Source organism: Pseudomonas sp. CM27, assembly GCF_013179515.1.
Lineage (GTDB): Bacteria > Pseudomonadota > Gammaproteobacteria > Pseudomonadales > Pseudomonadaceae > Aquipseudomonas.
Genome location: NZ_JABMCN010000235.1, coordinates 5065 through 9717, shown reverse-complemented (window position 1 = coordinate 9717; position 4653 = coordinate 5065). Strand labels below are relative to the sequence as shown.

Genomic DNA, 4653 nt, shown 5'->3' with positions numbered 1-4653 from the left:
TCACCGTGCCGGCCTACTTCAATGACAGCCAGCGCCAGGCGACCAAGGACGCCGGCCGCATTGCAGGTCTGGACGTAAAACGCATCATCAACGAACCGACCGCTGCTGCGCTGGCCTACGGCATGGACAAGGCCAAGGGCGACCACACTGTCATCGTTTATGACCTGGGTGGCGGTACCTTCGACGTTTCGGTCATCGAAATCGCCGAAGTCGACGGTGAGCACCAGTTTGAAGTACTGGCCACCAACGGCGACACCTTCCTGGGTGGCGAAGACTTCGACATGCTGCTGATCGACTACCTGGTCGAAGAGTTCAAGAAAGAGTCGGGCATGAACCTGAAAGGCGATCCGCTGGCCATGCAGCGCCTGAAGGAAGCTGCCGAGAAGGCCAAGATCGAGCTGTCGTCCGCTCAGTCGACCGACGTGAACCTGCCGTACATCACTGCAGACGCTACCGGTCCTAAGCACCTGAACGTGAAAATCTCCCGCGCCAAGCTGGAGTCGCTGGTTGAAGAGCTGGTGCAGCGCACCATCGAGCCTTGCCGCATCGCCCTGAAAGATGCCGGCATCGATGCCAGCAAGATCGACGACGTGATCCTGGTCGGTGGCCAGACCCGTATGCCGCTGGTGCAGAAAACCGTTGCCGACTTCTTCGGTAAAGAAGCCCGCAAGGACGTCAACCCGGACGAAGCTGTGGCCATGGGTGCTGCCATCCAGGGTGCTGTTCTGGCCGGTGACGTGAAAGACGTGCTGCTGCTGGACGTCAGTCCGCTGACCCTGGGTATCGAAACCATGGGTGGCGTGATGACCCCGCTGATCGAGAAGAACACCACCATCCCGACCAAGAAGTCGCAGGTGTTCTCGACTGCCGACGACAACCAGGGCGCCGTGACCATTCACGTGCTGCAGGGCGAGCGCAAGCAAGCCGCCAGCAACAAGTCGCTGGGCAAGTTCGACCTGGCTGACATCCCGCCAGCACCGCGGGGTGTTCCGCAGATCGAAGTGACCTTCGACATTGACGCCAACGGCATCCTGCACGTCGGCGCCAAAGACAAGGCCACCGGCAAGACCCAGTCGATCGTGATCAAGGCCAACTCCGGCCTGTCCGACGAAGAAATCGAGAAAATGGTGCGTGACGCCGAGGCCAATGCCGAGGAAGACCGCAAGTTCGAAGAACTGGCCGCTGCCCGTAACCAGGGTGATGCACTGGTTCACTCGACCCGCAAGATGGTCGCTGACGCAGGTGACAAGGTCACCGCTGAAGAGAAAACCGCCATCGAGGCCGCTGTGGTTGCCCTGGAAGCCGCTGTCAAAGGCGACGACAAGGCTGCGATCGACGCCAAGGTCGAAGAGCTGTCCAAGGTCTCTGCCCCGGTTGCCCAGAAGATGTACGCCGAGCAGTCGGCCGAACAGTCTCAGGGCGGCGCGCAGCAGGCCGAGCCGGAAGCCAAGCACGATGACGTGGTTGACGCCGAGTTCGAAGAAGTAAAAGGCGACGACAAGAAGTAATCGTTGCATGTTGTCGGCCAGCTCACCGCCGTTTGGCGGTGAGCTGGTAGGATGTCGCCGCGCGGGGGCTTGCTCCCGCGTTGGCGTATCTGGAATTCGAGAATTTTTACAGCATTTGTCGACGCCCCAGGCGGGCAGGCGGCAGGTGCTGATGGCGCGGCGCAGATGCCAGACGCCCAACAAGGTGCAAATGACCTATGTCCAAGCGTGATTATTATGAGGTTCTGGGTGTCGAGCGCGGCGCCAGCGAATCTGACCTCAAGAAGGCCTACCGCCGTCTGGCGATGAAGTATCACCCAGACCGCAACCCGGGCGACAAAGAGTCGGAAGACATGTTCAAGGAGGCCAACGAGGCCTACGAAGTGCTGTCTGATGCCAGCAAGCGCGCGGCCTTCGACCAGTACGGTCATGCCGGCGTCGACCCAAGCATGGGGGCTGGCGGTGCCGGCTTCGGTGGCGCCAACTTCTCCGACATCTTCGGCGATGTGTTCAGTGACTTCTTCGGTGGTGGTGGGGGGCGCGGTGGCGGCCGCGGCGGTGCCCAGCGCGGCAGCGACCTGCGCTACACGCTGGAGCTGAACCTGGAAGAAGCGGTGCGTGGCACCACGGTCAGCATTCGCGTGCCTACGCTGGTCAACTGCCAGCCTTGCGACGGTTCCGGTGCCAAGAAGGGTTCGACCCCGTCGACCTGCCCGACCTGCGGCGGCATCGGCCAGGTGCGCATGCAGCAGGGCTTCTTCTCGGTGCAGCAGACCTGCCCGCGCTGCCATGGCCAAGGCAAGATCATTACCGATCCGTGTGGCTCGTGCCACGGCGAAGGCCGCGTCGAGGAATACAAGACGCTGTCGGTCAAGGTGCCGGCAGGTGTCGATACCGGTGACCGCATTCGCCTGTCGGGTGAGGGCGAGGCGGGTACCCATGGTGGCCCGACTGGCGACCTGTATGTAGTGATCAGCGTGCGTGAGCACGAGATCTTCCAGCGCGACGGCAAGCACCTGTACTGCGAAGTGCCGATCAGCTACACCGATGCTGCCCTGGGTGGCGAGCTGGAAGTGCCGACGCTCGACGGTCGCGTGAAGCTGAAGATTCCGGAAGGCACCCAGACCGGCAAGCAGTTCCGCCTGCGTGGCAAGGGTGTGGCGCCAGTGCGTGGTGGTGGTGCCGGTGACCTGCTATGCCGTGTCGCGGTGGAAACCCCGGTCAACCTCAGCCGCCGCCAGCGTGAATTGCTCGAAGAGCTGCGTGACTCGCTGGAAGGGGACAGCTCCCACTCGCCCAAGGCCAGTGGCTGGTTCGATGGCGTGAAGCGCTTCTTCGGCGACCTCTGACAAGGAAATGGCTATGCGACGTATTGCAGTAATGGGTGCGGCAGGGCGAATGGGCAAGACCCTGATCGAAGCCGTGCAGCAACACCCGGGTGCTGGGCTGACGGCGGCGATCGATCGCCCGGACAGCTCGCTGGTCGGTGCGGACGCCGGTGAGCTGGCGGCCCTGGGCCGTATCGGCGTGCTGCTGTCCGACGACGTGGCCAAGGTGGCTGACGAGTTCGACGTGCTGATCGATTTCACGCACCCTTCGGTGACCCTGAAGAACCTGGCGTTCTGCCGTAAGCACGGCAAGGCGATGATCATCGGCACCACCGGTTTCAGCGTCGAGGAAAAGCAGTTGCTGGCCGAGGCGGGCAAGGACATTCCCATCGTCTTTGCCGCCAACTTCAGCGTTGGGGTGAACCTTAGCCTCAAGTTGCTGGACATGGCGGCGCGGGTGCTGGGTGATGATGTCGACATCGAAATCATCGAGGCGCACCACCGGCACAAGGTCGATGCGCCGTCGGGTACTGCGCTGCGCATGGGTGAAGTGGTTGCCAATGCGCTGGGCCGTGACCTGCAGGAAGTGGCGGTTTACGGCCGTGAAGGCCAGACCGGTGCGCGTGACCGCAAGACCATCGGCTTCGCTACCGTGCGTGCCGGTGATGTGGTCGGTGACCATACCGTGCTGTTCGCCGCCGAAGGCGAGCGCCTGGAAATCACCCACAAGGCTTCCAGCCGCATGACCTTCGCCAAGGGCGCGGTGCGTGCGGCGCTGTGGCTGGATGGGCGCGATGCTGGCCTGTACGATATGCAGGATGTGCTCGAACTGCGTTAAGCCGTTGGAGCGCTGTTGGTTTCTTCGCGGGCTTGCCCGCTCCCGCAGGATTTGTACCGGGCGCAGACTTTGTGCGGTCCCTGTGGGAGCGGGTTTACCCGCGAAGAAGCCACCGCCGGTGTCAGTCTGTCGCATTCATGTGTTTTAGAGACACATATACGGTAGACCGAAAACGCACTTTTCTGTAAGCTACAGCTTTAGTGTGTCCACTAAAAGCGCGCAGCGAATTGAATTCAGCACATGAAAGCGGGGTGACGTGTCCATACGTCACTCCGCTTTTTTGCAACCTGCGATCGCCCTTTCATGCTTGATTTACGGGAGGTCTTCTTGACAAAGCCAGCCATACTCGCCCTTGCCGACGGCAGTATTTTTCGCGGTGAAGCCATTGGTGCCGACGGTCAGACCGTTGGTGAGGTGGTATTCAACACCGCTATGACCGGCTACCAGGAAATCCTTACAGACCCTTCCTATGCGCAGCAAATCGTTACCCTGACCTACCCGCACATTGGCAACACCGGCACCACGCCGGAAGACGCCGAGTCGAACCGTGTCTGGTCCGCTGGCCTGGTCATCCGTGACCTGCCGCTGCTGGCCAGCAACTGGCGTAACACCCAGTCGCTGCCTGAGTACCTCAAGGCCAACAATGTGGTTGCCATTGCCGGCATCGACACCCGTCGCCTGACCCGAATCCTGCGCGAAAAGGGCGCCCAGAACGGTTGCATCCTCGCCGGTGACAACATCAGCGAAGAGGCCGCCATTGCTGCCGCCCGCGGCTTCCCAGGCCTCAAAGGCATGGACCTGGCCAAGGTCGTCTCCACCACCGAGCGTTACGAGTGGCGCTCCAGCGTGTGGGAGCTGAAGACCGACAGCCACCCGACCATCGACGCCGCCGACCTGCCGTACCACGTGGTTGCCTTCGACTACGGCGTCAAGCTGAACATCCTGCGCATGCTGGTCGCCCGTGGCTGCCGCGTGACCGTGGTGCCGGCCCAGACCCCGG

4 protein-coding genes are annotated in these 4653 nt (G+C 62.0%); all 4 read left to right on the top strand.

The genetic code is table 11. From position 1 onward, the window contains the following. Positions 1-1508: molecular chaperone DnaK (gene dnaK / locus HP547_RS23510; protein ID WP_172287671.1), on the top strand; the 1508-nt coding region annotated here is incomplete at its 5' end. Positions 1509-1705: 197 nt separating this feature from the next. Continuing rightward, positions 1706-2836: a molecular chaperone DnaJ gene (gene dnaJ, locus HP547_RS23505; RefSeq protein WP_172222504.1), complete on the top strand. Its 1131-nt coding sequence runs from the start codon at positions 1706-1708 to the stop codon at positions 2834-2836. Between the two features lie 13 nt (positions 2837-2849). Then, complete coding sequence (dapB, locus tag HP547_RS23500) at positions 2850-3653, top strand: 4-hydroxy-tetrahydrodipicolinate reductase (protein ID WP_172222505.1); 804 nt, start codon at positions 2850-2852, stop codon at positions 3651-3653. Positions 3654-3980: 327 nt separating this feature from the next. After that, the coding region (locus tag HP547_RS23495; RefSeq protein ID WP_306140565.1) for a carbamoyl-phosphate synthase small subunit at positions 3981-4653 on the top strand (673 nt) is incomplete at its 3' end.